Origin of the sequence: Sulfitobacter sp. D7 (genome assembly GCF_003611275.1) — a bacterium.
GTDB lineage: Bacteria > Pseudomonadota > Alphaproteobacteria > Rhodobacterales > Rhodobacteraceae > Sulfitobacter > Sulfitobacter profundi.
Genome location: NZ_CP020696.1, coordinates 99,828 through 126,656, shown reverse-complemented (window position 1 = coordinate 126,656; position 26,829 = coordinate 99,828). Strand labels below are relative to the sequence as shown.

The following is a 26,829-nucleotide window of genomic DNA, read 5'->3' as shown; positions in this document are numbered from 1 at the left end:
CCAGTGAGTCCGGCAAGAAGAATCTAGATGTAGTGCAAAAGTTATCCACAGCACCTATAGGTGTTGCCACGCAAAAAAATCAGCAAGTCATTGAAATGGATATATTAAATGCAGATCTAACCGAATCGAGCCACCACTCTGTTGAGTTGGCACAATAGTAGCTAACCCCAAGCAACAAATGGCACTTTCGGCCTCCTGCGGAGTTTTCTCCCGGTGAAATTTTTTGGATTCGGGTCAGAAGCTACACCTGATCTTGGCTCGATTCGTACGGCATGAGGCCGAGTCGTTCCGCCCGCTCCAACAGCATTTTCACCGAAGACGGCTACCAGCTGGCGCGTCCGCGCGGGGAGCGTTCGCGCATGGATTCCAGCCGGTCACAGATCGCCTGGAGCGTGATGTCAGGGTCCGCGCCCTTGATGCCAGCGACAATCGCGGGCAGGCGGTCGTCGGTTTCGCGTCGTCCAGCGCGACCAAGCACTTCATTGGGCAGAAACCCGTCGCGCACATAGGCTTTCACTGCGCGCAGAAGTCGGCTTTGCGTCCAGTGGCGGTCGTAGGGCAGGGAGCCATTGATGATCCGAAGCACATCTTCCCAGGCCATATCGGGTCGAAGTCGTCGGACATGTGGCACCCAGTCTTGAGCCGTCTCGTTCAGCCGCTCCATGTAGCCGTCTTGCCGCGCGAGCCGCACCTTGCGTAGCGCCGCTGGATCGCGGGCGCGTAGGCCCGGGTTCCCGCCGACCCGGCCCTTAGTACGGGCACTCGCCAGCCCCGCCTTGGTACGTTCGCGGATCAGCGCCCGCTCAAACTCGGCCGCGGCGCCCAGAACCTGCAGCGTGAACTTGCCTTGCGGGGATCCGGTGTCGATCGGGTCCTGAATGGAACGAAAGAACGCCCCCTTGGCCTCCAACCGTTCGATCACCTCGAGAAGGTGCGACAGAGACCGCGCAAGCCGGTCGATCCGAACGACAACCAGCGTGTCGCCCTTGCTGATGCGCTCCAATACCCGGGCAAGCACCGGCCGCGCGCGATTGCTGCCTGAAGCGTGCTCTTCATGGATCTCGACGCATCCCGTAGCTTGCAGGGCCTCAGACTGGGGCAGGGGGGTCTGATCCTCAGCGGAAACGCGGGCGTAGCCTATCAGGGGCATGAAAACAGGCCGTTTGCAATTTCAGGTATCGCTACTAAACGACCGATTGTAAACGGATGCAAGGTTGCTCTCTGTGTCGCTGTTCAGCAGATGTCGCGTTTAATTCCCGATTTCAATTGAAGCAGTAAGCTGAAACTGAAGCGTTGGAATTTCAGCTTAGCGCTTCACCAGTGCGCCAAGTTTCCCGAGCTTCACAGCCCTGCGGCTTTGGTCAGGTTCACCCTGAACCTGTCGCGCCTGCGCTGGTAGCGCCGGGTCATCTCGGCGGACGCATGGCCGAGCTGTTTCTGCACGTAGCGTTCATCGACTTCCGCCGACGAGGCGAGCCCGGCACGTAAGGAATGGCCGGAGAACATTGCCAGCCGTTTTGCCTCTGGCAGATCAGATCTGACGCCACTCTTCAGAACGGTCGCCTTGATCAGCCGGGCGACGTGCTTATCGGAAAGGCGGGTCACGAGGGCACGTTTGCCGTCCCGTGAGGTGCGCACGAAGACCGGGCCAAAGTCGATCTTGGCAAAGTGTAGCCATTGTTCCAGCGCGTGGACGGGACAGGTCTGGTCGCTTGAGCCACGCCCGACCTCGACCTCGCGCCAGCCGGTCTTGGCATTGAGGGTAAGCAGGGCGCCGCCATCGAAGACCTCGACCCAGCCGCCGGAGTCCGGTGTATCGTCCTTGTGCACATCGAGGCAGACCACCTCCGAACGGCGCAGGCCACCTGCATAGCCCAGAAGCAAGATCGCCCGGTCTCGGAGCCCGCGGAGATCGTAGGGCAGGGCGGCCACCATTGCCTGGATGTCCTCAGGCAGGATCGCTTCCTTCTGGACCGGCGGGCGCGCATGCTTGCGTTTGATCCCGGCCAAAACCGTGGCGATGTGGCGGTTCTTGCGATCAAGAGTGAACCCGCGCTGCCTGTAGTTCCAGGCAAGCCCCGAAAGACGACGCTCAATCGTGGAAACCGAGAGGGCAGGGGCCTTCCCACCCGGTGCAGCCAGATCAGCCAGATAAAGCCCGACCATCTCGGGCGAGGGGGGCAGAGGTTCCGTGCCTTTCAGTCGGCACCAGCGGGTGAAGTGTTTCCAGTCGGCCGCGTAGGCCTTGTTCGTGTTCCCAGCCGTCGAGGCCTCAGCGTAGTCCCGGGCGGTATCGATCAGCCGGTCGAGCGCGCCGGAACTGGCCACATTGGCGGGCAGGGCGATTGAGGCTCGGTCCCGAGAGGTTCTCTCGTCGTGTTCGTCACCGTTCAACGAGTCATAGGACGCTGAGCTCGAAATCTCGGACTCTGACCCGCCCGAACCCTCGATTTTGGTGCTGCTATTTGTGAGACTACCCATGTTTTTGAGCATATCATTTTTACGTCCGATAACGCAAGGTTATTGGACATAGAGAAGACCGGCAGGGTGGGGCGGTTTATGCATCATATTATGGACGAAAGCGCCGTGGGAGATTAGGGTTGTGGCATGACATATCCGCCCGCCACCATCTCTGACGACCTGAGCACCCTACCGCAGCTTCCCGCCTGGGTCACCTCTGGACGTGCAGAAACCGTTGAAACTGTGGCCTTTCGGTCGGGTTCGGCGCTGACGCTGCTCGACCAACTGATCAACAATGAGCGGCATGGCGTGCCCGTGAAACTGTTCGCCAACCGGCTGGCGCTGAGCGCGGCAACCGCGACCTCGAAACTGGAAGGGCGGCTGGCACGGGAGGGCGATATTCGCGATGCCTACCATCTGACACCGCCGGGTGAGGCGCGGGGGCCGGACGGCGATCTTCTGGCCTTCTGGCGTGACGCGGTGCGGCTTCGGCTGAACACACCCGGCGAGATCGCAGCCCTGATCGGTCCAGACATTGCGGCGGATGCGGCCGGGTGGTTGGGCGCGGGGCAAGACCGGGCCCGGACCCATGGGCCGCTGGCGGGCTGCGAGGCTGTCCTTCGCGCCGTACTGGGCGCTGATGATCGGGCGGAACGGGTCGCCTGCCTGCTCTCGGATGTTGTCCTGGCGCGGGCGCTGAACTGGACGATGGTTCTACCGGTTTCCGCGCAGCGTCTCACCAAGAGCGTGCTGCGCGATCTGGCGGCGGGTAAACAGGGGGCCGGGCTGGCGGTTCAGGTGCGGATTCTTGAGACCGTCGAGGAGACGATCCGGCTGGCGCGGGACCTCGCCCGCCGTGCGGAAGCGCTTCGCGCCGTGGCGCCGAAGCTGCGGGCAAAGGGATCAAGCGCGGCCGTCGAGCTGTTCCTGACCGAAGATGCGGTCGCCCCGGCGTCGATGCTATCGCCGCGCATCCGGGGGACGTCGATCCCCATGACCGACCGCGCCGCGCGCCGGTTGTGCGACCGGCTGGTCGAATTGGGCGTGGCGCGGGAACTGACCGGGCGGGCGAGTTTCCGGCTGTACGGGATCGGGTCATGACGACCCCGACCCGGAAGCGGAAACTGGCAGAGGAGGGCGACGCCGTCTTTGACCGGGAGCTCGATGATCTGCCGCAGGAGCTGCGCTGGCGCGAATGGATGGGGCGGATCGAGGCGGTGCTGTTCGCCAGCGCCGCGCCGGTCGGCCGTGAGGATCTGGCGCGTGTGGTGGGGCAGGGGGCCTCGGTCGAGATGCTGATCGAGGACATTCGGGCCGAGCTAACCGGCCGCCCCTATGAGCTGGCCCAGGTGGCGGGCGGCTGGATGTTCCGGACGCGGACCCGGTTTGCCGAGGCTATCAAGGTTGCCGCCGACCTTGCGGACCAGTCGCTTGCCTTCACCGAGATGGAGATGGGGGTGCTCTGCGCCATCGCCTATCACCAGCCGATCGACCGGGCCGGTCTGGCGGATATCTTTGGCAAGGAGATCAGCCGCGACCTGCTGGCCCGGCTGCGCTACAAGGACCTGATCGCGAGCGGGCCAAGGTCGCCGCGGCCGGGGGCGCCGCATACCTTCGTGACGACGCAGACGTTCCTGGTGACCTTCGATCTGGAAAGCTTGCGTGACCTGCCGGAGCTGGAGCTGGTTCAACACCCGGACTAACCGGCTTCGCTCAAGCTAATTGCCATGTCCTACATGTTGTAGTCTGCGGCTTACGAAACGCTGATTGAAGTGCTATCTCTGTCATATGGAAGGTATGGGTCATAGGCGTGAACAAGAAGATTACTGCCAGTCAGCGGATTGGCGAAATCGGGGAGAAGGCGGCAAATCTTCAATTCTTGCGAATTGGGTTCCAATTCGATGGGCGTTCACGGCTGGAAGCAGGTATCGACGGCATCGCTGAGGTGATGGACGATGATCAACCGACAGCGAAGATGATTGCCGTGCAGGTTAAGGCTACTGAGAGCGGCAGCTATGCCGGAGAGACAGATGCCGGGTTCACCTATCGTGTCCGCGCTTCGGATTTTGAGTACTGGCGCGGCTCCAACCTCCCCGTAATTCTCGTTCTCTACAGGCAATCGGATGACACGTTCTTCTGGAAGTCGCTCGAAAACCTCGTTGGTGAGGCCGAACGCACATTGCAGTTCGACAAGGAGCGCGACGTCTTGGACGGACGTGCGAAAGATCGCCTCGCCGCCCTGACCGTCGCCAAGCAAGGACACGGTTACTACGTCCCTCCACTTGGGGGAGGGGAGGAAGCGATCATCAACATGGTGCCATTGCAGCTTCCTGAGGAAATCTTCGTCGCACAGACTCAGCTCTCCACCCAGAAGGCGCTCGCCCGGATGAACAAGGTCCGGGAAGGCCAGCGGTACGATTGGATGATCGATGAAACCTCGCTTTGGACATTCTGCGACCCACTAACCACACCCGTTCGCGACCTGGTCGAACGGGATCAGGTCGAACGGATCGAAACCGATTTTCTGGCACAACACGACGCAGTGGATCAGCAATATAAATTTGCGGGTCTGTTGCGACATACTCTGGGCCATGACTTTCGGGATTTGCTTGGATGGGACCGAAAGAAAAAACAGTTCTACTTCTTGCCAACACCTGGAGTCGTGGCGCGCAGGTTTCGCTATCTTGGTGCAAAGCAGAAGACACAGGCCGACGTCGTCAGCGTTTATCAGAAGTCGAAGGGGGAGGGGCCCATCGACTATGTACGGCACCATTCATTCCTTCCCCGGTTCGAACGCTTGGCGGACCAATGGTACCTGATCGTAAACCCATCCTACTACTTCACTTCGGATGGAGAACGCGCGCTCAACTATCCGGATGCCTTGTTGTCCGGGAAGAAGCGCCTCGACACAAACAGCACAGTTCGAGGCCAGGTGATCATGTGGCATCGATTGCTGTCGGGTATGGAATTTGAAGATGCCGGCGAGCTGCTGGCACCCGACACCAAGACGGATCGCATTATCAAGTTTGGTGACCCGCCTTCCATCGAACTGCCAAAGAGCGTGCCGGAGGACGTGTGGGGCGCGAAGGCGCAGAAGCCGTCCGGCTCGAATGAACAAGGCAGCTTCGACCTATGAGCGACTTCAAGACAAAAATCTTCCCGGAGCCTGAACTGGAATTTGGTGACCAACACCATCATCCTGATCCGCGATTGGGGTTGCTACAGGCGGGCCCGCTGCAAACGAACCTGGGGGACGCGATCAAAGTTGGCGTTGTTGGCAGCGCTCTGACCGTCGAAAAATCAGGCGAGTTCCTGAATGCGATCGAAGATGGGTTCGAGGGTAAGACCGAAAAGCACCCGAACCTGCACCCGGACTTCCCTGGGTTGAGAAACCAGAACCCCTATCGGTGCCGGTTTGAAATGGTGGCTGCCGAAGATGGAGTGCTGACGAAAGGTCAGCTCGAGAAGATTGCCAAGGAACCGAGCGATGCGCGTGCTGTGGAGATGGCCGTCGATGCAGTTATGGAGCAATTGGAAAAGCTGGAGGCGCATCATGAACGGCCGGACGTGGTCATGGTTTCGCTCCCTGTCAAGCTGATCGAACGGGTCTGGAGGAACGAGCAGGCGCGCGATGACGAGGTCGTAGAGGACGAAGCGGCCGAGGCGAAAGCTGGTAAGGAAACCTCTCCGAACTTCCGCGGCTTGCTCAAGGCCAGAGCGATGAATCTCAGATTCTCAATTCAGATTGTCTGGGAGGATGTCATCAACCCCGATGCCAAGATCCCTCGCAAGATCAAGGTGAACTCTGACCGCCAAACCCAAGATCGGGCTGATCTCGCATGGAACCTTATGACAACGCTCTACTACAAGGGCAGCGGCAAGGTGCCCTGGCGCAGATTGCCGGAAGAAGGCGAGTTCACCGCCTGTTACATTGGCATCAGCTTCTTCAAGGATGCCGAAACCGACGAGATATGGACCAGTGCTGCGCAAATGTTCGACGAGCGGGGCAGGGGGTTCATTCTTAGAGGCGGTCCTGCGCAGTCAGAGTCGCGGGGTCGCCACCCGTTCCTCACTATCGATGAGGCTCACAAGCTCACCGAGAGCGCCTTGGCCGCCTACAAGTCGGTCCATAGAACGATGCCGGCACGCGTGATCGTCATGAAGACGTCGCGCTTTCGCGAGGACGAGGCCGAGGGTGTTGGCAAGGCGCTCGACGAGGTAGGTGTGGAACTGCGCGATCTCGTTTGGATTCATGAGAGCTATTCAGTCAAGGTGCTGCGCGACGGCGACTTCCCTGTCCTCCGCGGCACCTTCGTTGAACTGGACGGCAATGGGCTGCTCTATACCAACGGCAGCATTCCCTACTATGGGACCTATCCTGGCCTCTATGTCCCGAACCCCCTGTTGCTCTGTCCGCACCCGCAAAGCGAGAGCACGATCGAACAGATTGCGAAGGAAGTTTTCAGCCTCACGAAGGTGAACTGGAACTCGACCCAGATGAACCAACGCTTGCCGATTCCGATCCGAGCAGCCCGTAAGGTTGGTGACGTGTTGAAATACGTTCCCTCGGGGCAAACGGTCAGCAGTGACTATCGGAAGTACATTTAGAAGCTGCACACGGAGCACGCCGTCGGCTCCATGGCTGCTGTTAAGAGCATCTGATTTTCGATCCTCGAAGCTCCCGAGTTTCCAGCGGATCTTTTTTCGGCAAGTGATTTCTCTGGCGTTTGATGTATAAAAGCATATCACACGCTTCTCTTGATATAGAAATCTACATCAATCTTGAAGTCTGCTTCAGCGAGTGATATGTTTGTGCATATCATGGGTGGAAAACGAAGCAGCAAGATAGATCATGGGTTACGCAACAGAGCACATAGCAGAGTCGCTCAAAGCCGCACGGGAACGCAAGGGGCTCTCTCAGCGCGCGCTCAGTGCGAAGGCTGGGGTTCCACAGAGCCACATCTCCAAGATCGAGAACGGGGCGGTCGATCTGCGTCTGTCCAGCCTGGTCGAGCTTGCACGTGTACTTGATCTGGAATTGACTCTGGTCCCGCGCAAGAAGCTGCCTGCCGTTCGGGCGATCATTCGCGGTGATGATGATGGTCACCGTGACGTTCAGAGCGCGCGTAAGGCGACGAACCTATTGCAGCGCATTGATGACCAGATAGCAGCGCTTCCCAGTGAAACGCTCTCTGAGATTGTCGTTCAGGAGTTGCAGCGCCGGGCGCGCGAATTGATGCACTTCAAGCTTTCAGCCGATGATCTTGTTCAGTTGCAAGAAGCCTCTGCTGCCATCCAGGAGTTCCTGAGTGATCCGCGCAACTTGGAAGCGGTCGAGCAGGCGCAGAGCCGGTTGCGCATGTTGCGCAACGCACTCGCCCATGGCGCGGGTGTATCTGCACCATCCTTGCCGCGTCCGGCCTATCGTCTGGACGGCGACGACCGTGGCTGATGTCAGTGTCCTTGAAGGGAATTGTCACGTTAACACGGGTCCGTTGGCAGCGTTGGATATTTTTCGTAGTTGCTACGCATGAGTACGACTGTCAGCTACAAGCGCCACCGTTTTCCGCCAGAGATCATCACGCACGCGGTTTGGCTTTATGTGCGTTTCAACCTCTCCCTACGCGAGGTCGAGGAAATGCTCCTGAACCGTGGCGTCGACGTTTCCTATGAGACGATCCGGCGTTGGGCGGCGAAATTTGCCCCTCAAATTGCCCGGAATTTGCGTCGACGCCAGGCCCGTCCCGGCGATATCTGGCATCTCGATGAGGTTGTGGTAACGATATCGGGGCGGAAGTTCTGGCTCTGGCGCGCGGTCGATCAGAACGGGCTTGTTCTGGAGGAAATCCTGCAATCCAGACGCGACAAGCGTGCCGCAAAGCGTCTTTTGAAGGCGCTGATCAAGCGGTTTGGCTTGCCCAAACGGATCGTCACAGACAAGCTGCGATCCTACGGAGCGGCCAAACGTGAAGTCGCATCCGGTCTCGAACATCGTTCCCACAAGGGCTTGAACAACAGGGCGGAAAACAGCCATCTACCGTTTCGAAAACGAGAGCGTTGCATGCAAGGATTTCGCTCTCCGGGCGGGTTGCAACGGTTTGTAGCCTGCCACACTGCCGTCCGAAACCGTTTCTCAGTTCCCGCCAGCCGCCGTTCCGCAAACGCAACACGCTATCATCGAATCGAAGCCTTCGACGCTTGGAAGGGCGCCGCGAGCATCTGACGCTCTAAAACAGGCCATTTCCTCGGCGCCAGCGAGTTAAGTTGACAACGCCTTGGACACTGATCGACTGGGTGAATCCGGGTCTTCTGGGGTATAGAAAAGAGTTTCAGAAACTGTTTCGCACCCCGATCGAAAAGCATGGTGACGCGGTCGCACAATCGCGTCTCAACCGTCGGCTGCGCCCCTTCATGCTGCGTCGCACCAAGGAGCAGGTCGCAACCGAACTTCCTCCTAAGACCGAAATCCTGGAACGGGTGGAGCTGCCAAAGCCGCAGCAAGCGCTTTATGAAGCCGTACGCAGCACCATGGATGCCCGGGTGCGCGAGGCGATCAGCGCCCGTGGTCTGGCCGCAGCGCAGATTACCGTGCTCGATGCGCTGCTCAAGCTGCGGCAGGTGTGCTGCGACCCGGCGCTGGTCAAGACTGACGCGGCGCGCGCGGTGGCGAACAGCGCCAAACGCTCGCGATTGCGTGAATTGCTGGCCGAGCTTGTGGCCGAGGGTCGCCGCGTTCTGGTGTTTTCGCAATTCGTTGAAATGCTGCGTCTGATCGAAGCGGATCTGGCCGCCGCCGGCATCCCCCATCTGACGTTGACGGGCCAGACGCAAAAGCGTGCCGATGTACTGGAAAGCTTCGCGAAAGGCACTGCGCCGGTTTTCCTGCTTAGCCTGAAAGCCGGTGGTCTTGGGCTGACCTTGACCGAGGCGGATACGGTGATCCTTTATGACCCATGGTGGAACCCAGCTGTGGAGCGTCAGGCCATGGACCGCACCCATCGCATAGGTCAGGACAAACCGGTATTCGTGCATCGTCTGGTCGCCGCAGGCACAGTAGAGGAAAAGATACTTGACATGCAGTCGCGCAAACAGGCGCTGGTCGACGCCTTGTTCGACAAGGATGGGGGACAGGCTGGCCCGTTGCTGGACGAGGCGATACTGGAAGATCTGTTTGCGCCGCTCGGGGTGTGACAGGGGCTCGCCGCCTAGACGTTGCGCCAAAGCATGCGAACGCGGCTCTTCCGGCTTGAGATGTTACCGACCATTTCTGGCAAACGCGCCGAAGGTCCGAAGATTACAGCCCCGCAGCCTTGGTCAGGTTTACGCGGAACCGGTCGCGGCGACGCTGATAGCGGCGGGTCATTTCGGCTGAGGCGTGACCAAGATGCTTTTGGACGTAGCGCTCATCGACTTCGGCAGAGCTCGCGAGACCGGCGCGCAAGGAATGGCCGGAAAACAGCGCCAGGCGCTCTTTTTCGGACAGTTCGGATCGGATGCCGGCGTCGAGGACCGTGCGCTTGATCAGTCGTGCGACATGTTTGTCGTTCAGGCGTGTTTCAGATGCGCACTTGCCATCCCGCGAGGTGCCGACGAAGACAGGGCCGAAGTCGATCTTTGCAAAGTGCAGCCATTGTTCCAGCGCCTGGACCGGGCAGGTTTGATCGCTGGAGCCGCGGCCAATCTCGACCTCGCGCCAGCCGGTCTTCGCGTTGAGCGTGAGCAGGGCGCCTTTGTCGAAGATCTTAATCCAGCCACCAGAATCCGGCGTGTCGTCCTTGTGCACGTCGAGGCTGACGATTTCGGATCGGCGCAGACCCCCCGCGTATCCCAACAGCAGGATCGCGCGGTCCCGCAACCCACGCAGATCGAAGGGAAGGCTGCCCACCATAGCGAGTATATCGTCGGCCATGATTGCTTCTTTCCGAACCGGCGGTCGCGCGTGCCTGCGCTTGATCCCGGCAAGCACGGAGGCGATGTGGCGGTTCTTACGATCAAGGGTGAAGCCGCGCTGAGTGTAGTTCCAGCCAAGGCCAGAAAGACGGCGATCGATTGTCGAGACTGAGAGGGCAGGGGCCTTTCCCGTGGGTGCCGCCAGGTTGGCGAGGTAGAGCCCGATCATCTCGGGTGAAGGCGGCAAAGGGTCCGTTCCCTTCAGTCTGCACCAGCGGGTAAAGTGCGCCCAGTCTTTCGCATAGGCCTTCAGGGTATTCTCAGAGGCCGCCTGCTTTGCATAGCTGCGTGCGGTTTCTACCAGCTGATCGACGGTGCCTGAACCAGCCACATGCGAGGGCAAGGTGATGCTATCACTTTTCTCTTGATCGCCCTCGCCGACGCAAGCATCAAGTTTGTCAGAGGGCGTTGACGTCGATTTCTCGATCTCTGTGTCCATTCTTTCCCCTTAAAATTCGCTGATTTTGAGACTGTGTAGCAGCATATTCCACCAAGTCCGATAATGTAAACTTATTGGACATAATGCATGGCGGCAAGCTGGGGCGGTTTTTTCTTTAATAAATAGCCTAAAGCGCCGCACAGTTGTATGCTTTCCGTATGAATTTTACACAACCGGTTCACATCAGGGACCTTGATGCGCTACCTCGGTTGCCCGGGTGGGTCACCTCCACGCGTTCTGAAACCCTTGAAGATGCGGCTTTTCTGTCCGGCGCGGCCCTGAACCACCTCTATCTTTTTATGACGCGCGACGACGTGCCTGTGGCGTTGATACGTGCGCGCCTGGCCCTGCGCGCGGCGGAAGCTTGCGTCAGGTTTTCAGGCCGGCCAGAGCGGGCAGGGGCGCTACGCGATGCGGTTCATTTCTTGCGCCCCGGGGATCTGCCCGGGCCGGGGGGAGAGGTGTACCTGTCTTGGCAGCGCGCTGTGGCGCGGGTGGTCTCGGTCAGGTCTCTGGGCCGGGCGCTGCCAACTGTCGAGGCAGGCCGGATCGCTGGCTATCTCGACGCGGGGCAGGGGGCACCGGTTTGTCGGGCTGCGACGGTGCTGGAGGCCATGATGGCAACGCGGCAAGAGGGGGCGGCACTTATCCTCGCAGATGCCGCATTGGCGCAGGCGCTTGGTTTGGACCATGTAACGCCTCTCTTGGCAGCTGGGTTGAAGCGCGCGGACCTGCGCAAACGCGGAGATGAGCTGCGCCGCGCCTGTCATCGCGCCGTCGTGGCTTCGGTGGTCGAGACGGCACGCCTTGCTGTTGCTCTTACGCGGCGGGCAAAACATGTGAAAGCGGTTGCGCCGAAGCTGCGCGCCAAAGGGGCAGGGGAAGCCGTCGAAATGTTTCTGACCCGCGATGCCGTCGCAGCAGCAGCGCTGCCTTTGCCACCGCGCGCGGCCCGGCGGCTTTGCGATCGGCTTGTGGATCTGGGGGCGGTACGCGAACTCACCGGCCGGGACACGTTCCGGCTCTACGGGGTATAATATGATTAAACAGTGTTCTGAACCGGAGCTGGACCGCGAGCTGGCCAACCTTCCGCCAGAGCTGCGCTGGCGAGAATGGATGCGACGGATCGAAGCGGTGCTCTTTGCCTCCGCCACCCCTGTTCCGCGCGCGGATCTGGCGCGGGTTGTGGGGAAAGACGCGTCGGTCGATCTGCTCATCGAGGACCTGGCCGCCGAGCTGGAGGGGCGCGCATTTGAAGTCGCTAAGGTGGCGGGGGGCTGGATGATGCGCACGCGCTCTGCCTATGCCCCCGCGATCCGCGCGGCGGCGGATCTCGGCGAACAACTGTTGGACTTAAATGAACTCGACCTCGTTGTGCTGGCGGCGATCGCTTACCACCAACCGATCACTCGTGACGGGCTGAAGGATATTTTCGGCAAAGAGATCAGCCGCGATTTGATCGGGCGGCTGCGTGGGCGTGATTTGATTGGAACGGGCCCGCGGAGCCCGCAGCGGGGGGCGCCATATTCATTTGTGACGACAGAACAGTTTTTGGTCGCGTTTGACCTTGAGAGCTTGAGGGATCTTCCGGACAGGGAACAGCTACAGGATGTAGGGGGCACTGAGGTGTGGCGCGGTTATGGTTAGGGGTCGCTAGGCTGATTACGCCATTTACGGCCCTCCAGAAGCAGATGGCACTCTCCTTGAGAGCTCGGATCGCCGCTAGAGAATTGACCTCAATGATCCCCGCGCCACCATCCGGGGCGAAAGCCGCATGTCGCGCGGCGCACCTTCTGCCTCACCAATTCGCGCCAGCAAAAAACGAGCAGCGGCGCGCCCTAATTTACGTCGTGGCTGGGCAATTGCATCAATCCCTGGGCCTACAAACGTCATCCAGTCAAGATCATCAAAACAGACAAGCGATAGGTCACGCGGTATTTCTAGCCCCTTGGCGGAAATCGCAGACATAGTCCCCACTGACATCAAGCCATCCGCACAAAACAATGCCGTCGGCCGTGCGTTTTCATTCAGCGCGGCCAAGGCCGCCTTTTGTGCGGCGAGCGCAGAATGCCCTTCCGCGGCTAGAATTAAGTTAGGGTCAACCTCCAACCCGAAGGCGCGATGTGCCTCCAAATATCCTGCAAGACGCTGCCAGCTCGTAGAGAGCAGTTGCAGCCCCTCGGGAGGCTGGTCTTTAGCAGATGCTAAAAACCCCCTCAGCCGACTTTCATCCGCCGCCAGCTCCGCGATAATGCCCACCCGGCGATGGCCCGCCAGCAAGAGACGCCTGACAGCGTCGCGCGAACTTTTGATGTTTTCCACGGCCACTGTGTCGACGCGCAGCCCCTTCACCTTTCGGTCGATCAGAGCCATTGGCATTCCGGCCTTCACCGCCGCGCGCAGATGCGGGGAGTCGGTAACGTCGCAGGGCGATACGATTAACCCATCCACCTGATTTTCTCGCAGCAACTTGGTGGCAGCAACTTCGCGATCCAGCGTTTCGTCGCTGTTGGTGATCAGCATGCCAAGACCATGGCCCTCCACGACATCCGAAATTCCGCGCAGGACAGCAGCGTAGAAGGGGCTGGAAATGTCGCCGGCGATAACCCCTATAGTCCGTGTCTGACCTGTGATCAGACCACGGGCGATTTTATTTGGCTGGTAGCCAAGTTTCGCCGCAACAGCGAGCACTCGTTCTTTGGTTTTTTCCCCCACATAACCATACTGGCCAAGGACGCGACTGGCTGTTGCAGTGCTGACACCCGCCCCTTTCGCGACCTCGACTATGGTGATTTTCTGGGTCTTCATATAATCCTTGCTCGCAACCGCTCCCCTTAAGCTAGACGAAGTTGACGGGAGCATACACAGGTCAATTCTGCGTCTCTCATGCCAGGCGGTGCTTCAAAGCGATTGCAGCAAACAGATCAAGATGTCCCCCTCCGACGTTCTTGAACACCGTGATCTCTTCTTCTGTTTGCCTGCCGGGGCGGTCACCTTGGGCCAGTTCGTAAAAATCAGCTTTGACATCTCCCCAGGTGATCACACCTCGGTCGACAGGCCGGGAAAGCTCACCATTTCCTTTCATCCCCTCGCGGCAATCCACAAAGACAGTGCCTCGCGCCATAGCCGCATCATCGGCTTCCCGCATGTCGGGTCGATAGGCCCCCACAAGATCAAGATGCGCGCCAGGCTTCAAAAGCTCGCCCTTTACCAGTGGTTCCTGGGCCATGGTCGCACAAGAAATAATATCCGCCCGTGCCACAGCGCTGTCTAAGTCCCGCGCAACACCCACGTCCACGCCTGGCACTTCAAGCCGTTCTATCAGCGCTTCCGCCCGTTCTTGGGTGCGGTTCCAGACCCGGATTTTCCGCAGTGAGGGACGTGCGGCGAGATGGGCCTGCACCAGATGAGGCGCAAGCCCGCCTGCGCCCACCATAAGCAATGTTTCACTGTCTTCGCGCGACAAAAGCCGGGCCCCCAAGCCGGAATCGGCGGCCGTTTTGCGAAAGGTCATCGCCTCTCCATCAGCGACCAGTTGCGGGGCCCCTGTACCAGGGTCAAACAATGCCACGAGCCCTTGAACAGAGGCTTGCGGCGGCTCAAGAGACAGGTTTTCCGGAAACACCCCGACCATTTTGACCGCGATGCCTTTGGCGCGTTTCCAACCCACCAGCGTTACAAAGAGATTTTCTCCTCCGCCCGGTTCGTTGCTGACCATATGTTCTGCTGTGGGCGGTGCATCTCTATGGGCCGCTTGCAAGGCATCCATCAAATAGGGGTAGTCCAGATAACGGTGAACCGTTTCGGCATCAGCAAAGCGCATCGGGTTCTCCTCAATAGTCATTGAGCTTTTTCATATAGCGCCGTGCTTCCATCATCTCATGGTCACGCAGCTCGGCCAGACGGTAAGCAAAACGCCACAGCGTATCGAAGAACACCAATGGCGCCAGTGCCCCGCGGAACATCTCATCCACACCGGTAAAGTCGAACTCAGCCGCATCGAGCACAAGGATGTTTTCCGGGGCGCCAAAGCGCAACAGGAATACTTCCGCGCGATCTTCCAAGGGTCGGGTGTCATCTAAGCCTTTCATTAGAATATAGCAGCGGCTTTGGTCGAGAACCTCGAAAGCACCGTGGAAGAATTCATTGGCATGGATCGGATAGCTGTTGATCCACTGCATCTCCATTAAGACGCAATTGGCGTAGGAGTATGCGGCCCCGTAGCTTGCGCCGCTGGCCATGGTGTAGATCACCTCCTGCTTCGCAAAATGCGGCGCGTATTGGTTAAAACGGGGGGCCAGAACATCTTGCGCTTTGTCGATTACGCTCTGGAGCGCCTCAAGACTATGCATCAGGGCGCCCATATGTTCCACGCCGTCATAGTGCTGCGCAAGCCCAAGTACGATCTGGTAGATGCGAGCATAGTTGCTGTTTTTCGCATCGATTGGCACGCCAGTCGTATAGGGGGCCTCAAAAGATACCAGATGGTCGCTCCCTCGGCCCAAGGGGCTTTGGGGCTCAACGCTTAATGCAATGGTCATCGCGCCTGCCTTGCGTGCGAACTCGGCTGCCGCGACGGTCTCTGCGGTCGTGCCCGTCATTGAACATAGAATGACGATCGAATCGGAGGTGAGCCGCTTTGGCGCGCGGTGGGTAAACTCAGCCGCGTTGTAAACGTCTGACGGTAGGCTGCGCGACAACTGATCCAGCATGAATTTTGCCGGATACATGATCGATAGAGAGCCACCGCAAGCCACGAAGAAAACATGGTCCGTCTTGCTTCCCTCAAGTGCTTTGAGAGCACTGGCGACGTCTGGGTGCGGAGAAAGGGTCTCGGTCATTGGCAAGGTCCATTAGCTAAAATTTGGCCTGGGAAGCGTATCTCTTGACAGCGCGAACAGGATTGTGTGAACGTTCTCACATGAGAATTAAAAGCGCAACCTCTCCTCGACTGATCGCTTTTGGCGACAATGACGTGGACTGCTATGAAACCACTGGCATGATGTATCCTGGGGGCAATGCATTGAATGTTGCCGTCTTTGCGCGCCGCGCAGGGGCCGATGCAGCCTTTATTGGCGCGATGGGTGATGACCCCGCGGGGGACCATATGCGCGCCGCGCTACGCGCTGAGGATGTGGATATTTCGCGCTTGCGGACCGGGGCCGGGCGCAGTGCGCATTGCATGATCCGCAATTCCCCAACAGGCGAACGGGAATTTCTTTCCGCCGACCTAGGCGTCTCAATTATCGCGCCTGAGCCAGAGGATCTGCAAATGATCACAAACGCTCATGCCGTCCATACCGGTCGCTCTTCTCATGTTGTGCCGCATCTGCCCGCCTTTGCGGAGCACAGCCGACTTTCCTTCGATTTCGCGGATCAAACGGAGCCTGACTATATCGCCCAGGTGGCCCCTTTTTGCTATCTTGCCAGCCTGTCAGGCGGAGGGTTGAGCGACGCTGACGTCATGTCTTTGCAAACGCAAATCCGCGCTCTGGGGGCAATATGGTGCCTGATCACACGGGGCGAAAAAGGCGCTGTTCTGTTTGGCCCTGAGACCGAGGTTTCGGTCCGTCCGGTCGCAGCGAAAGTGGTCGACACATTGGGCGCAGGCGACAGTTTCATCGCACGTGTTCTCGTCGGGCTCCTGCGCGAAGAGCCGGCTCAAGCCCTTATGGACGCCGCCGCACAAACAGCGGCCGAGACCTGCGAACAACATGGAGGGTTCGGATATCCTGCACCGATCGAGATCGACGACAGCCATGCAATGCCAATCAGCCAAGTCCATGCGCATGCTGCCAAACTGGCGGCCCGGGCCATGCAGCGCAACGCCAACAAGAGCGTCCCGGCAACATAATCCGTCAGGAGGAGGACCATATGACAACCCCAATGAACACTCTGAGCCGCCGCCAAGCTCTTGCGATGCTGGCCAGCCTGCCGCTTGGCATGGCCGCCACATCCGCTCTGGCCCAGGCTGCAAACTTCCGCATCGCCTCGGTGAACGCCCCCACGGCCTTGTCAAACAAACTTGCCGAGGAGACAGGCAAACGCATTCAGGACCGCACTGAAGGCCGCGTGACATTCCAGATGTTCCCAAGCGCCCAGTTGGGCACCACCACCGATACGATTGAACAAGCAAGCCAGGGTCAGCCCACCATCGCCTATGCATCGGCCAGCTTCCTGTCCCAATTTGGCGTGCCAGAACTTGCCGCCGTCGAAGGCCCCTTTATCGTCGGCAATGCGGAAGAAGCAGAGCGTCTTGCAAATTCCCAGTTGATGCAGGGCTACTATGACCAGCTGGCACAGACCGCCGGTTTGCGCGTGCTGGCTTTGAACTGGTTCGATGGTGCCCGCCATATGATCGGCACGCAACCCTATACCAGCCCGTCAGATCTCGAAGGCGTCAAAATGCGCGTACCGCCTTTGGAAACCTGGCTTAACACCTTTGAGCCTATGGGTGTCGTGGCGACGACCGTTGAGGCCGCTGAGGCCTATTCCGCCCTGTCGCAAGGCGTGGTGAGCGCCGGTGAATCGCCCCTTACAGGCCTGCGCGCGAACCGTTGGTATGAAGTTGTCAAAGAGATCACCCTCACGGGCCACTTCAACCTCTTCCTCGGCTGGATTACGTCAGAAAAGGCATTTCAGGCTCTGTCTGAAGATGACCGGGCGATTATGATTGAGGAGTTCCGGCGCGGCGGGCAACAGCTTACAGAGCAATCAATGGCACAGGAGAACGAGATCCGGCAGGAATTCGAAGCCGCCGGGGTTACGTTCCACGATCCCGACCTTGAGGCTTATCGCGCCGCCACTGCAAGCTTCTTCGATGACCTGCCCGAAGGTCTATTTGACAAAATTCGCGCCGCAGCGGCAGGTTGACCATTGCTTCCGGCGCCTTGCCGCGCCGGAAGCCTCCTCCTGAAAGGTGAGCGCCATAGAACCCCTTCTACGAGCCCTGCTGCGCCTGATCGGCGAAGTGATCCCGACTTTGCTTCTGGCGGGCGTTCTCGTTGTGGTGGGCGCAAACGTCATTTCCCGAACCATCCTGCGCGAAGGGTTTCAAACCGCTAATGAACTTGCCGTCCTGTGCTTTTCCGGCGTCGTCTTCTTCGGCATAATTGGCGCTGCGCTGAACAAACAGATGTTCGGCGTTGATTACTTTCTCTCCCGTCTGCCGCGCGCACTTGAGCGCCCTGCTCTTTTACTGTCGCACCTGTTAGTGATCGCAATATCAAGTGCCGTATTGCACGCAGCCACAGCACAGGTCGCAACGGCGCGATTTACAACCTTTCTGGCGCTCGGCTGGCCTAAGTGGATCGTTTCTGCCGGGCTTGCTTTTGCCATGGGGGCGATCATCGTGACGCAGCTGCTACATATCGTGATCCTTTGGCGGAGGCGCAGCGAATGATCATCTCAGGCATAGTATTTATTCTGTTATTGGTGCTTGGCGTCCCGATTGCTTTCGTCATTCTTGGTGCTTCGGTGTTCTACTTCACCTTGAACCCGATGATGGCCAGCACAGTGGCCCAACGTATGGCCTCCTCCCTCGAAAGCTTTCCATTGCTAGCCGTACCGTTCTTTATCGTTGCTGGCGCGGCCATGGCGCGGGGCGGAATTGCCCGGCGGCTCTATGATTTCGCAGATGGGCTGGTTGGCCACTGGCATGGCGGATTGGCCCAGGTCGCAGTGATGAACTCGCTGTTTCTGGGAGCCATGTCTGGATCTTCCAACGCTGATGCTGCGATCGACGCGCGCACCATCGCGCCGATTATGCGCGAAAGAGGATATTCCAATGGTTTCGCCTCGGTCGTCAGCGCCGCATCCGGGGCCATTGCGCCCATCATGCCCCCGTCAATCGGGCTGATCGTTTACGGCCTGCTCACGGAGACTTCCATTGGGCGCCTGTTCATCGGCGGAGTCATTCCCGCCATGATCATCACCTTGGCACTGCTTCTAACTGTGCGCTACGTCGCGAAACGCCGTGGGTATCGGCCTGAACGTGAAAGAAGGCTGCCAGTCCGTCAGATCGCAACCCGCGCGCGCGCGGCTCTTTGGGCCCTCGCCATGCCAATCCTGTTGATTGTCGGCTTGCGCGGGGGCTGGTTCACCCCCACTGAGCTTGGTGCCATTGCTGCGCTTTATGCCTTTCTCGTGGGCATGTTCATCTATCGCGGCTTTAATCTGTACGAGACCTATGATCTGCTACGCGAGTCCGCTCTGACCACGGCGAATGTCTTGTTCATCGTGGCCTCGGCGGCCGTATTTTCTCTTGTCTTGGCCCTTGAACAGGTGCCGCAGACTCTGCTCTCCGGACTGCTTACCTTATCAGACAACAAATATGTCGTCTTATTGATCCTAAACGTTCTGCTGCTAGTGCTTGGGACCATGCTAGAAGGCCTGGCCCTCATGGTAATCCTAGTGCCGATCCTGATTGAGGTCACGCGGACCTTGGGGATTGACCCGGTGCATTTCGGGATCGTGCTCGTGTTCAACACGACGATCGGCTCCATTACGCCGCCCGTCGGAACAGTGCTCTATACAGTCTGCTCAATCACCCGATGTTCAATTGAAGAGTTTTCCAAAGAGTTTTTGCCATTTCTTCTCAGCCTAATTTGCGTTTTGCTCTTGCTGACCTTCGTGCCGCCCTTGGTTACATTCTTGCCGGACTTATTGTTCTGACGCAGCGTAAGCCACGCTGCCCTTTGGCGCTGAAGCGCAAGGCGGTATGCAGACCGTAACTTGCGCTGTCTCCGACATCGTCAATGGTGTGGCCGTTTGCAAACAGGTTGAACTGCCGCGGCCGCCCGCTGACATGGTCGTGAAAGTGCATCCGGTGGTCGCCACCATAACGACGACGAACCTCGGTCCGGGCGCACTCTCGACGTAGCCGCAGCCGCTGCTGCCGACGGCAGCTCCAAGGGCATCAATTTAACCAATAGTCCACAACTTGGCTATAGCCGCGCTCCTGAGGGCGCAGTTGTACCAACGCTTTTCTACCGGGAACCTAGACGCCACATGGCCGCGTATCTGCTGCGCTGCTTTGGTGGAATGCGCTTATCCGTCCGCATTCCTTTGTCCTGCGGCTGCCAACCCGCGCGAAGACGCAAATATTGCCGGCGCTTCATTAGTAAACTTCTTCATAGGCGACACAGCGGGTGGCGGTGTCTTTACCCTCCAATGCGGCTAGCTCGCCGCGTTTGTGGGCGGTATAGACAGCGGCGAAGTCGGCCGGGAACCATCCCCGCACGGTTGCATTGTCTTCGAATCTTTGCAGAGCTTCAGTCAGGGTTTCAGGCAGCCGTATATAGCCGCGCTCTGCTAAGGCATCGGCGGAGAGGGTGGACAGGTCTTCTTCTGTGACCTGCGGCGCGGGCAGGGCATCTTCGATGCCCTGCGCCCCGGCATGGATGATCGCCGCGAGGGCAAGATGCGGTGAGGCGGTGGCATCGGCGGCGCGGTATTCGAAGTTATATTGCCGCGCGACGCTGGAGCTGTCCTGCGCCGTCACCGGACAAATCCGCACTGAGGCTTCGCGGTCACGGAAGCCCAGGTTGTTGTAGGCGGCGGACCAACGGTGCGGCGTCAGCCGCAGGTAGGACACGTCCGAGGGCGCTGTCAGTGCGATGATGCTGTCGAGGTATTTTAGCACCCCAGCGATGAATGCGCCGGTAGCCTGCGACATTCCAGCGACGCCCTGGGCGTCATAGGTGGCCGGCTCGCCGGCGTCGTCGAGAAAGCTCAGATGGATGTGCACGCCGTTGCCAACGCCCGCAGGATTGCGGATCGGGGTGAAAGTCACATCTTCGCCCAACCGTTGTGCGGTCATCCGCGTGACTTCGCGCAGAATAACGGCCTGATCGGCGGAGCGGTGGTCCTGCGCCGGATCATTGGTAACTTCGAACTGGTTGGCACCGTATTCTTTCATGAAGGTGTCGGCCCCCAGTCCGCTTTGACCGAGCGCGGCCATTAGCGTTTCGCCGAAAACCCGGCGTTCGGAGAACACCGAATGGCCAAAGGCACCGCCGGGTTGATCGCCGCTCGTCTTGAACTGGAATTCGTGCTCAAACGCGGAGACGAGCCTGAGGCCGCTCGCATCTTTGAGCCTTTTTAGCGCGGTCTTGAGCAAAGAGCGCGTACAGAAATCCCAGGGCTTGCGGTCGAGATCCGTGATGTCGCCCAGCATGATCCGCTCAACCGGGCCGCCGTCTTCGAAATCAAGCTCGACGCCGGCCTCTTCGTCGGGGATCAGCAACAGATCGCCTAGCGAGCCGAAGGGGCTTTCCGCGATAGTATCGAAACAGGTGATCATCACGTTGGTCGGGGTCCAGCCGACGCCTCGTTTGGCGCGTTTGGCAAGGTCTGCCAATGGGAACGCCTTGCCGCGAGTTTTGCCGGCCAGGTCTGAGGTGGCGGCGAAAATCAGGGGGGTCTTAATCATCTTTGATAACTCCAAAATCCAACCGGAAGGAATCCCATTCCTCGATCCGGCTTTTCGTGAGGTCCCAGTTGTCGCCCGCGATGCGCGTCAACAGGGCCTCGAGCAGTGCCAGGGCACCGGTGTAGCTGTCCCACAGGGTGCTGACGTCAATTGAGGCGGCGAGGACTTCGCTGGCCTGTGCTGAAATCGGTGAGAGCCATTCGTCAGTCATCAACACGATCTGAACATTGCGCGCCTGAGTAGCCTTCAGCGCCAGCGCGGACAGATTGTGCTGGTACCGCCGAAAATCGATCACGAAGAGCACATCCTTAGCGCGCATTCGCAACAGGTATTCCGGCCAAACGTCGGGGTCGGGGGGCAGATGGAACACCTTGGCGCGGATCTGACGTAGGTGGCGCGAGAGGTATTGCGCGAGCGGGTCGCTCATCCGGCCGCCGATTACAAAGATGCTGCGTTTCTCATCTGCCAGCATTTCGGCGATGCGTGCGAATTGGGCTTCGGACACAGCCTTGTTTGCGCTTTTTACAAGGGTGCAGACCCGTTCGAGAAAGTTCTCGAGGAACGCGCCTTCAATCGGAGCGCTGGACGCCTGCAGATCGACGGGGGAGCGCTGGCCTTGTTTCAGCTCGCCGATCAGATGGCGCTGGAAATCTTGATAGCCGTGAAATCCCAGTTTGCTGACAAAACGCGAGATCGTGGGCGGCGAGGTGTTGGTGGCACGGGCGAGTTCCTGGATCGGTTCCAGTCCGGCAAATGGATAGTCAAGCAAGAGCGCAGTCGAAAGCTTACGCTCAGTCGCGGTCAGATCGCCCGACAATTTTTCTATGCGTTCGCGAACTTGCATTGGCTCTCCCTTTCCAAAGAAGGAAGCACCTGTGAAAACATCTTGTCAAGACTGGCAATATTATTGACTTTGAAAAAATACGGTCACTATGCTGGCCGAAATTGACCTGCGAGATTCGATATGATCACTGCACCACGCAAGCATATATTCGCCTCGGTTCTGGGGATTGTCGCGCTTGTGATCGCGGCGACCCTGATCGCGTCGTCGGTCGGCGCGGCGAGTGAGCGGGTGCTGACCGTGTTCTACATCTCGCTGATTGCGGTGGTCGGGATGGGGGTCTACAGCGGCAACTCGGGCATCCTCAGCTTTGGGCATCTATCATTCATGGCGATTGGCGCTTATGCGGCCTCGTTACTTACGCTTCCGGCACACCTTAAGATCGCGACGTTGCCGAAATTGCCTGGTTGGCTCGCGACGACCGAGGTGGGGATTTTTTCTGCGACGATTGTTGCGATCTTGCTGACCTGCGTGGTGGCGGCGGTCATCGGTCTGGCGATCGGCAAGTTAGAAGGGTCGGCCGCGGTGATCGCGACGCTGGGGCTTTTGATCATCGTGCATGGGGTCGCCATTGGTTGGCGCGATGTTACTCGCGGATCGCAAACGTTCTTTGGCATCCCAGCAGTCACCACGCTTTGGGTCGCGGCCGGGGGCGTGGTGCTGGCGTTGATCGTAGCGCGGCTGTATCGCGATTCAGTGTCGGGACTGCGGCTACGGGCCGGACGGGAGAACGCGATCGCTGCCAGTGCGGTAGGGGTTCGGATCCGGCGCGAGCGGCTGTTTGCCTTTGTGCTGAGTGCGGCCCTGATGGCCTTATCGGGCGCTTTGCTCGCGCATTTTCTGGGTGCGATCAGCCCCAAGAAATTCTATTTCACCGATACCTTCCTGTTGCTGGCGATGCTGATTGTCGGCGGCATGACGACCGTTACTGGGGCAATAACCGGTGCAGTGGCGATCACGCTGGTGACCGAGGTTCTTCGCCGGTTCGAGAGTGGGTTCTCCTTGGCCGGGCTTGAGGTTCCAGCGGTCTTTGGCACCACTCAGATTGGCATCGGCCTGATCATTCTTTTCGCGATGTTCCGCAAGCCTGACGGTTTGGCGGGCCTGAAGGAATGGGAGGAACGGCTGTTCCCACACCGCCCTATGCCTGAGGAAGAATCCAAGATTGCAAAGAACGCGAGCACCGAACCGTTGGTGGCCAAGGGCATGACCATGCAGTTCGGCGGGCTCACGGCGGTGAATAATGTGGATATAACGCTGACTCCCGGCGAGATTACCGGGCTGATCGGGCCGAACGGATCGGGCAAGACGACGCTGATGAACATGCTGTCAGGAGTGCTGGTGCCGACCAAGGGTGAGGTTCACCTTGGCTCTGAGGCGCTGACCGGGCTTGCGTCGCAAGACATCGCCGATCGTGGCATCGCGCGGACCTTCCAGAATATCCGACTGTTCGAAACCTTGAGTGTGTTCCAGAACGTGCTGGTGGCGGCACTGTCGACACGTGGCGGGCACAACGCCGAGGCCCGCACACGCGCCGCGCTGGAACGGATGGGCGTGACCCGCCATGCGAACGCAGATGCGGGTACGCTGTCTTATGGCGATCAGCGACGGGTCGAGATTGCCCGCGCGCTGGCTTGTGAGCCGTCGTTGCTGTTTCTGGATGAGCCGGCGGCGGGGATGAACCGCGATGAAACCGATGACTTGATGGAAACCCTGCGCGGTCTGACCCGTGATCTCAGGCTGGGGATCTTGCTGGTCGATCACGATCTGAAACTAATCAACCAGCTTTGCGACCGGTTGGTGGTGCTGAACGAAGGGCACAAGATCGCCGAAGGGACCCCGGCAGAGATTCAGAACGATCCGGCCGTAATTGAGGCCTATCTCGGCCCAAAACAAGAAGACAACGGCAACCAACTGGAGGAAGTTCAATGAAAAAGACAATACTTGCATCAACCTTAGTGGCGGCGGCCCTTGCCGGACCGACCTTTGCTGAAACCCTGAAGATTGGGCTGGCAACCGCTCAGACTGGCGGATTGGCGGGCTATGACGGGCCGGTGATCGAGGGCGTGCATATTGCTGTGGACGAGATCAACGCCGAAGGCGGGATCAACGGCAACATCAAGATCGAACTGGTAGAGAAAGACGTGCGCTCGGATGCAGCGCAGACCGCCATCGCAGTGCAGGAACTGGCCGACGAGGGCGTGTCAGTGATCGTGCTGCCGTGTGACGCCGACCCGGCGCTGGCCTCGATTGGGACAGTGACTTCAGCGCAGATTCCAGCGATTTCGACCTGTGCTTCTTCGCCCACCCTGCCGATGATCGGCGGCGACTTCATGTTTGCCAACTTCCCCGGCGACAACGTGCAAGCCACGGTGTCCGCCGAATGGGCGCGCGAGCAGGGCCATGAGACAGCCTATATTATCTATTCGCCAGACAGCCAGTATACCACCATGCCGCTATACTTCAGCGACGTGTTCGAGGCTTTGGGCGGCGAGGTTCTCGGCCAGGACACCCATTCCATCGGTCAGCAGGATTTTTCGGCGATTGCGACCCGGATCGCGGCGCTTGATCCGCAGCCCGATGTCATCATGACCTCATCTTACGAGCCCGACTTTCCGTCGATGCTCAAGGCACTGCGCGCGGCGGGCGTAACCAGTCAGATGATCGGTTCGGACGGCATCGACAGCCCGACGACCTTTTCGTTGGGCGATGTCGGCGAGGGGGTGGTGTTCACCACTGCCGGACATGCAACCGAGGGCAACCCGCTGGCTGAGTTTAACGCCAAATATGAGGCCGCGACCGGCAGCCCGTCGGAAACCGTGTTCAATGCCGTGGGCTATGATCTGGTGATCGTGGTCGCCGAGGCGGTCAAGGCGGCGGGGACAACCGATCCGATTGCCATCCGCGATGCCCTGGCCGAGCTGGAGAACGTGCGCGGCGCGACCAGTCTGATCACCTACAAAGGCACCAACGGCATGCCAGTGCGCGAGGTGACTCTGATCCGTGTCACCGATGGTGAACGTGAGCTTGTGGGCCAGCCGAGCCCGACCGCTGAGCTGATTCCAGCACCGCGGATGCAATAAGGGTCAATGGCCATGACATCGCTTCTATCTGTCCAGTCCCTTGCGGTCAGCTACGGCCCGATTGAAGCGGTGCGGGGGATCGACTTTGAGATCAAGGAAGGCGAGATCGTGGCCTTCCTTGGCGCCAACGGTGCGGGCAAATCCTCGACCTTGAATGCACTGGTGGGGCTGGTGCCCGTGGCCAGCGGCGCGGTTTATTTCAAGGGCAAAGACATCACCGATTGGGCGCCGGAATTGCTAGCGCCGGCGGGAATGACGCTGTCGCCTGAGGGGCGGCGGGTGTTTGGCTCCTTAAGCGTAGCGGAAAATTTGCGGATGGGGGCCTTTGCGATCACCGACAAGGCGGCGGTCAAGTCCGCATGGGATCGGGTCTACGACCTTTTTCCAATTCTGCACGAACGCCGCGACCAGTTCGCGGGTACCCTGTCGGGAGGGCAGCAACAGATGCTCGCCGTGGGGCGGGCGCTGATGAGTAATCCCAAACTGTTGTTGCTGGACGAGCCCTCGCTGGGGCTCGCGCCGAAGATCATCGGGCAGGTGTTCGAGCTGATAGAACGGCTGCGCGGGCAGGGCGTCACGCTCGCGGTGGTCGAACAGAACGTCGCAATGGCGCTTGAAGTGGCTGACCGCGGCTATGTCTTTGCCAATGGCCAGATCGTGGCCGCGGGCAGTGCCGCCGATCTGGCGCAGTCCGACACCTTAAAATCTGCCTATCTGGGAGGCGAATGATGGACTTGCTTTTGCAACAGACGGTCAATGCCTTCGCCTTGGGCGGCACCTATGCGCTGCTGGCGTTGGGGCTCGCGGTGGTCTTTTCGATCATGGGGCTGATTAACTTTGCCCACGGTGAATTGATGACGATTTCCGGCTATACGCTGATGTATTGTGGCATTGCCGGTGTATCGTTCCTGCTGGCTGTGCCGTTGGCGATTGCGGTGGCGATGATCGCCGCAGTGTTGATGGAGCGGATCGCCTTCCGCCCCGTTCGCAACAGTTCCGGCGCGACGATGCTGGTGACCAGCTTCGCGGTTTCGATGATCTTGCAAGTGCTGTTCCAGAACCTGATCTCGACCCGGTCGCAACCGGTGATCTTGCCGCAGGTGCTTTCGGATTCCATCACCCTTGGTGGGTTGGTGATCGGGGTGAACAAGATTGCGGCGATCGTGGCGACGATCGTGATGCTGATCTTTCTCGATATATTCATGAAGCGGCAAAAGACCGGCATCGCGATGCGGGCCGCGGCCGAGGATTTCAACGTTGCGCGGCTGATGGGCATCCGCGCCAATACGGTGATCGCGGGCGCCTTTGCCCTGTCGGGGCTGCTGGCCGGGGTGGCGGCGGTGCTTTGGGTTTCACAGCGATCTTCTGTGGCACCGCATATGGGCTTCCTGCCGGTGGTAAAAGCCTTTATCGCCGCGATCCTTGGCGGGCTCGGCAGCCTTCGTGGGGCTGTGGCAGGAGGGTTCTTGTTGGGGTTCATCGAGATCTATCTGGCCGCCTTCCTGCCGCCGGCGATGCAGGAATTCCGCGACCCCATTGGGCTGAGCATCGTCGTGCTTGTCCTGCTGTTCAGGCCTAACGGATTGATCCCGGCGGCTTCCCTTAAAAGTGTAAAGGTTTGACG

Annotated in this window: 25 protein-coding genes; 17 read left to right on the top strand and 8 right to left on the bottom strand. The window is 59.3% G+C overall.

Going from position 1 to position 26,829, the window contains the following annotated elements; all coding sequences use genetic code 11:
• Positions 1–322: 322 nt before the first annotated feature.
• A complete protein-coding gene (locus tag B5M07_RS18055; protein WP_120352538.1) occupies positions 323–1,150 on the bottom strand; it encodes a recombinase family protein in 828 nt (275 codons plus the stop codon).
• A 191-nt stretch (positions 1,151–1,341) separates the two neighbouring features.
• Positions 1,342–2,481 (bottom strand): tyrosine-type recombinase/integrase, encoded by a 1,140-nt coding sequence (locus B5M07_RS18050; RefSeq protein WP_245875780.1) that lies wholly within the window; start codon positions 2,479–2,481, stop codon positions 1,342–1,344.
• Between the two features lie 126 nt (positions 2,482–2,607).
• Here B5M07_RS18050 and B5M07_RS18045 point away from each other — a divergent pair, with 126 nt between their 5' ends.
• The 7 genes from B5M07_RS18045 to B5M07_RS18015 all read left to right on the top strand — a co-directional run bounded on the left by B5M07_RS18045 (position 2,608) and on the right by B5M07_RS18015 (position 9,651).
• The gene (locus tag B5M07_RS18045; RefSeq protein WP_120352537.1) at positions 2,608–3,561 is read left to right on the top strand and encodes a DUF1403 family protein; all 954 of its coding nucleotides are present in this window, start codon (positions 2,608–2,610) and stop codon (positions 3,559–3,561) included.
• On the top strand, positions 3,558–4,163 hold the full coding sequence (gene scpB, locus B5M07_RS18040; RefSeq protein WP_120352536.1) for an SMC-Scp complex subunit ScpB: 606 nt from the start codon (positions 3,558–3,560) through the stop codon (positions 4,161–4,163). The genes B5M07_RS18045 and scpB (B5M07_RS18040) overlap by 4 nt, the downstream gene beginning before the upstream one ends.
• 107 nt (positions 4,164–4,270) lie before the next feature.
• Positions 4,271–5,596, top strand: a complete 1,326-nt coding sequence (locus tag B5M07_RS18035) for a DUF4365 domain-containing protein (RefSeq protein ID WP_120352535.1) — start codon at positions 4,271–4,273, stop codon at positions 5,594–5,596.
• The gene (locus tag B5M07_RS18030; protein ID WP_120352534.1) at positions 5,593–7,068 is read left to right on the top strand and encodes an argonaute/piwi family protein; all 1,476 of its coding nucleotides are present in this window, start codon (positions 5,593–5,595) and stop codon (positions 7,066–7,068) included. Before B5M07_RS18035 ends, B5M07_RS18030 begins: the two co-directional genes overlap by 4 nt.
• Before the next feature lie 244 nt (positions 7,069–7,312).
• On the top strand, positions 7,313–7,912 hold the full coding sequence (locus tag B5M07_RS18025) for a helix-turn-helix domain-containing protein (RefSeq protein WP_120352533.1): 600 nt from the start codon (positions 7,313–7,315) through the stop codon (positions 7,910–7,912).
• Between the two features lie 78 nt (positions 7,913–7,990).
• Positions 7,991–8,683 (top strand): IS6 family transposase, encoded by a 693-nt coding sequence (locus tag B5M07_RS18020; protein ID WP_120352532.1) that lies wholly within the window; start codon positions 7,991–7,993, stop codon positions 8,681–8,683.
• A 41-nt stretch (positions 8,684–8,724) separates the two neighbouring features.
• Complete coding sequence (locus tag B5M07_RS18015) at positions 8,725–9,651, top strand: DEAD/DEAH box helicase (RefSeq protein WP_120352531.1); 927 nt, start codon at positions 8,725–8,727, stop codon at positions 9,649–9,651.
• A 103-nt stretch (positions 9,652–9,754) separates the two neighbouring features.
• Here B5M07_RS18015 and B5M07_RS18010 read toward each other — a convergent pair whose 3' ends face one another.
• Positions 9,755–10,849, bottom strand: a complete 1,095-nt coding sequence (locus tag B5M07_RS18010; RefSeq protein WP_120352530.1) for a tyrosine-type recombinase/integrase — start codon at positions 10,847–10,849, stop codon at positions 9,755–9,757.
• Positions 10,850–11,007: 158 nt separating this feature from the next.
• On the opposite strand from B5M07_RS18010, the gene B5M07_RS18005 reads away from it, so the two are divergent.
• Both B5M07_RS18005 and scpB (B5M07_RS18000) read left to right on the top strand, forming a co-directional pair.
• Positions 11,008–11,886, top strand: coding sequence for a DUF1403 family protein (locus B5M07_RS18005; protein ID WP_120352529.1), 879 nt, complete (start codon positions 11,008–11,010; stop codon positions 11,884–11,886).
• A gap of 1 nt (position 11,887) precedes the next feature.
• Positions 11,888–12,496, top strand: coding sequence for an SMC-Scp complex subunit ScpB (gene scpB, locus B5M07_RS18000; RefSeq protein ID WP_120352528.1), 609 nt, complete (start codon positions 11,888–11,890; stop codon positions 12,494–12,496).
• 75 nt (positions 12,497–12,571) lie between these two features.
• Here the strand turns inward: scpB (B5M07_RS18000) and B5M07_RS17995 are convergent, their stop codons facing one another.
• From B5M07_RS17995 to B5M07_RS17985, 3 genes are all read right to left on the bottom strand, one after another.
• Positions 12,572–13,657 (bottom strand): LacI family DNA-binding transcriptional regulator, encoded by a 1,086-nt coding sequence (locus B5M07_RS17995; RefSeq protein ID WP_120352527.1) that lies wholly within the window; start codon positions 13,655–13,657, stop codon positions 12,572–12,574.
• 76 nt (positions 13,658–13,733) lie between these two features.
• Positions 13,734–14,672, bottom strand: coding sequence for an ornithine cyclodeaminase family protein (locus B5M07_RS17990; protein ID WP_120352526.1), 939 nt, complete (start codon positions 14,670–14,672; stop codon positions 13,734–13,736).
• A gap of 10 nt (positions 14,673–14,682) precedes the next feature.
• Positions 14,683–15,690: an SIS domain-containing protein gene (locus B5M07_RS17985; RefSeq protein WP_120352525.1), complete on the bottom strand. Its 1,008-nt coding sequence runs from the start codon at positions 15,688–15,690 to the stop codon at positions 14,683–14,685.
• Between the two features lie 80 nt (positions 15,691–15,770).
• Between B5M07_RS17985 and B5M07_RS17980 the strand changes: the two genes are divergently transcribed.
• The 4 genes from B5M07_RS17980 to B5M07_RS17965 are packed head-to-tail and all read left to right on the top strand — an operon-like array spanning position 15,771 to position 19,522.
• The gene (locus B5M07_RS17980) at positions 15,771–16,703 is read left to right on the top strand and encodes a PfkB family carbohydrate kinase (RefSeq protein WP_120352524.1); all 933 of its coding nucleotides are present in this window, start codon (positions 15,771–15,773) and stop codon (positions 16,701–16,703) included.
• 20 nt (positions 16,704–16,723) lie between these two features.
• A complete protein-coding gene (dctP, locus tag B5M07_RS17975; RefSeq protein ID WP_254694014.1) occupies positions 16,724–17,722 on the top strand; it encodes a TRAP transporter substrate-binding protein DctP in 999 nt (332 codons plus the stop codon).
• Positions 17,723–17,768: 46 nt separating this feature from the next.
• Positions 17,769–18,251: a TRAP transporter small permease gene (locus B5M07_RS17970; RefSeq protein ID WP_254694013.1), complete on the top strand. Its 483-nt coding sequence runs from the start codon at positions 17,769–17,771 to the stop codon at positions 18,249–18,251.
• Positions 18,248–19,522: a TRAP transporter large permease gene (locus B5M07_RS17965; RefSeq protein WP_120352522.1), complete on the top strand. Its 1,275-nt coding sequence runs from the start codon at positions 18,248–18,250 to the stop codon at positions 19,520–19,522. The genes B5M07_RS17970 and B5M07_RS17965 overlap by 4 nt, the downstream gene beginning before the upstream one ends.
• Before the next feature lie 445 nt (positions 19,523–19,967).
• Here the strand turns inward: B5M07_RS17965 and B5M07_RS17960 are convergent, their stop codons facing one another.
• Complete coding sequence (locus B5M07_RS17960) at positions 19,968–21,281, bottom strand: glutamine synthetase family protein (RefSeq protein WP_120352521.1); 1,314 nt, start codon at positions 21,279–21,281, stop codon at positions 19,968–19,970.
• Positions 21,274–22,125: a MurR/RpiR family transcriptional regulator gene (locus B5M07_RS17955; protein WP_120352520.1), complete on the bottom strand. Its 852-nt coding sequence runs from the start codon at positions 22,123–22,125 to the stop codon at positions 21,274–21,276. The genes B5M07_RS17960 and B5M07_RS17955 overlap by 8 nt, the downstream gene beginning before the upstream one ends.
• 120 nt (positions 22,126–22,245) lie before the next feature.
• On the opposite strand from B5M07_RS17955, the gene B5M07_RS17950 reads away from it, so the two are divergent.
• The 4 genes from B5M07_RS17950 to B5M07_RS17935 are packed head-to-tail and all read left to right on the top strand — an operon-like array spanning position 22,246 to position 26,827.
• On the top strand, positions 22,246–24,054 hold the full coding sequence (locus tag B5M07_RS17950; protein ID WP_120352519.1) for a branched-chain amino acid ABC transporter ATP-binding protein/permease: 1,809 nt from the start codon (positions 22,246–22,248) through the stop codon (positions 24,052–24,054).
• Positions 24,051–25,205 (top strand): ABC transporter substrate-binding protein, encoded by a 1,155-nt coding sequence (locus B5M07_RS17945; protein ID WP_120352518.1) that lies wholly within the window; start codon positions 24,051–24,053, stop codon positions 25,203–25,205. Before B5M07_RS17950 ends, B5M07_RS17945 begins: the two co-directional genes overlap by 4 nt.
• A gap of 12 nt (positions 25,206–25,217) precedes the next feature.
• Entirely contained in the window at positions 25,218–25,934 is a 717-nt protein-coding gene (locus B5M07_RS17940) for an ABC transporter ATP-binding protein (protein WP_120352517.1), read from the top strand.
• Positions 25,934–26,827 carry a branched-chain amino acid ABC transporter permease gene (locus B5M07_RS17935; protein ID WP_120352516.1) on the top strand — a complete coding sequence of 298 codons (894 nt, stop codon included), beginning with the start codon at positions 25,934–25,936 and terminating at the stop codon, positions 26,825–26,827. Before B5M07_RS17940 ends, B5M07_RS17935 begins: the two co-directional genes overlap by 1 nt.
• The last annotated feature ends 2 nt before the right edge of the window (positions 26,828–26,829 follow it).